Below are 2,841 nucleotides of genomic sequence, written 5' to 3' on the forward strand. Positions count from 1 at the left end.
GTGACAGGGCAGATGCCTATGGTCATTTTAGAATCTACAGGGCATTACCATTCTCCCGTTATTGAATACCTGGAGGATCAAGGGATTCTATATATCTTACTAAATCCGATTATTTCTTATCAGACAAAGAAGTCCAGTTTACGGAAGGTAAAAACAGACGCTATCGATGCGTACCAGTTGTGTGTGCTGTATTACAAAGAGGATTTAGAACCTCATAAAATTAGAGGAATCCAGCTATTAGACCTTCGTAATTTGTCAAGACAACAGGAAATCGTAACGAATATGTATGTGGAGGCTAAACTTCAGTTTCACACCATTTTAGATCAGGTGTTTCCTGAATACCGAAAGGTTTTTGGGGATCTATATTCGAAGGTTTCTTTATTGATGTTAAAGGAATATCCTACTTCAGAGGCGGTATTAACGGCCGGAGAAAGTAGACTAGCAGAGAGTGTAATAGAGTTCTGTTCTAGCTGATCGGGTGAATGGGCATGGGAAAAAGCAAAAAAAATAATGGATTCCGCATCTCGAAATCCATTTCAAAAAAGCGTGTATGAAAGTCACGTAATCAATCTTCGTATGTATATTGAGTTGCTTTTTCATTACCTTGGACACCTTTCTGATTTGGAAGATCGTATAGTGGCCCTGGCAAATGAACTGGAAGAATATAAGATCATCCAATCGATTCCGGGTATCGGAGAAAAAATCGCAGCCACGATTATCTCTGAAATTGGTGAAATCGATCGGTTTAATCATCCGAAAAAACTGGTTGCCTTCGCTGGAGTAGATCCAAGTGATCACTCATCGGGTAAGTTTACGGCAACCATTAATCGTATTACAAAAAGAGGTTCGAGCAGACTACGTCATTCTCTGTATCTTGCCGTGCTATGCGGCATAAGGAGTTCAAGGAACAAAAAGCTTAAAGCTTTCTTTGATAAGAAAAAATCGGAAGGAAAGCCAGCCAAAGTGGCGATCGTTGCCTGTATGAATAAACTTCTTCATTGGATTTACGCTTTATTAAAGAGAAAAGAAGCATTCCTAGATTTATCCTGATTAACGGTTTTATGAAACAGAGAAAAATCCTTCCAAAAGGGTTTTGGAGGGTTATTTGTCATGAACAAAAATAGTATATCATAAGGGAAATGAAAATTTTAGAGAAAGATATTGACATCCTATTAGCTGGTTTAGTTCAATAACAGGGGTTGCTGCGGCAGCCTTTTTCTTATGGCACTAACGGGGCAGGTTAGTTCAACAAGTGTTCATTTATGTAAAAAATAATAAATATTGGTAGGTTTCAAAACGGGGATTTTTAAACAAAAGAAAGCACCATTAATCAATGCTTGTCCTCGAATATACTTGTTTTGAAAACAATTCAATTCCTGCTTTCATTAGTTTGTTAATTGTGTCCTCTGACTGCCTTTGAAAATAATTCAACACGAGACCTCTTTTTTGAAAATTTTGTAATTTTATATTGTCTGGAATACATTACCATAATATAATTTTTAATAGTACCGACTAATTGGTTTTAAATAATAGCATTTATAAAGGAGTTGGTTAATGACATTGTCTCAAAAAATTATAAAAAAATGCCTGTTACCGATTGTTTTATGCTTTTCAATGATTTTTGCATTTTTTCCAAAATCTGAAGCTTCTGCTACAGGTGGAGCTCCCGGTGGTCATACAGGTTATGTTTATCCTACAAATATTGTCACAGAAGATGGTAAATGGGATGGAACTCTATATACAACTTCTACACATAGAAATGTCGAGATAGGATATGGAGGAGTAGAATTATATAGTAAAAGTACAAACAAAGTTGTAAGACTAGAGCTTGAAGCCATTTCATTTCGTCTTTGCAATGATGCGACTAAAGCTTGCACCAGTTGGAAAAATAATCCAGAGTGGACTAATATGAAAGCTAATCAAAAATATTATCTTGATGTAAGAGATAAATATAGCTCTTACTATGCAAAAGCTGGCGGTGAAATATATGTAACTAGATAAGTAGATAAAAAGGATCTTTCAATCGAAGATCCTTTTTATACCAACAACATTTGAATATTAAGGAGTGATAATATTGGAAAAGAAAAAAATCTTCCATTGGATTATCCCGATTCTATTAATTGTCTTTTTAGGTAATGCTGTGTACGCTACAGAACAACAAGAAACATCTAAGGTGAAACAATCTTATGCATTAAAGGGGCAATTTTACCTTGAAGACGTAGTGAAAATTTATGTACCATCTACATATAATGTAGATCAACCAATTGATAATACTCCATATGTTAACAAGTCGTTGGAGGAATTCTCAAAAATGTTTGGAGGGGCAACAGCTATCGATGGGACAGGATCGTGGCTATCTGATGATAATGAGTTGGTTAAGGAGAAAGTAACGATCGTCTATAGCTTTGCAGAAGACTTGGATAAGAAAAAAATTAATAAAGTTGTTACCTATGCCAAATCTCTAAAGGAAGAGATGAAACAATCATCAGTGTCTCTTGAAGTGAATGGGAAGATGTACTTTATTGAATAACTGATGAAAAAATGCCTAGAGATTTGTGACCTGTTAAACGGGTGCTTACCTTTAGTAACAATCTTCTTCAATCGGGCGCGATTCTTTAATAAGAATCGCTTTTCTTAGTGAACTAACGGGTGCGTTAGCTGAAGATCAGAGCTGTCTTTAAGGCAGCTTTATCTTATGCAACTAACGGGGCAGGATAGCATTCCTGTAGTTCGTTATTTTTCAGCTTTGAAAAAAATAGGGCTCCTCAGTAAGATATGAGTAAGACACCACTCTAACTCAAAACTTTAGGAGGAACCCTAATATGAAGTTTAAAATGCAAG

At 35.8% G+C, this 2,841-nt stretch carries 2 protein-coding genes and 1 pseudogene; all 3 read left to right on the top strand.

Translation table 11 applies throughout. The annotated features are described in order from the left end of the window. Positions 1-1,050 (top strand): annotated as a pseudogene (locus tag V3595_RS28565) (IS110 family RNA-guided transposase); the annotation flags it as partial. A gap of 504 nt (positions 1,051-1,554) precedes the next feature. Then, positions 1,555-2,001, top strand: a complete 447-nt coding sequence (locus V3595_RS28570) for a hypothetical protein (RefSeq protein WP_485911327.1) — start codon at positions 1,555-1,557, stop codon at positions 1,999-2,001. A 64-nt stretch (positions 2,002-2,065) separates the two neighbouring features. After that, positions 2,066-2,530: a DUF3574 domain-containing protein gene (locus V3595_RS28575; protein WP_485911329.1), complete on the top strand. Its 465-nt coding sequence runs from the start codon at positions 2,066-2,068 to the stop codon at positions 2,528-2,530. The last annotated feature ends 311 nt before the right edge of the window (positions 2,531-2,841 follow it).

The sequence above is a fragment of the Bacillus sp. CFBP9009 genome (assembly GCF_036541465.1).
Taxonomy (GTDB): Bacteria; Bacillota; Bacilli; order Bacillales; family DSM-1321; genus Peribacillus.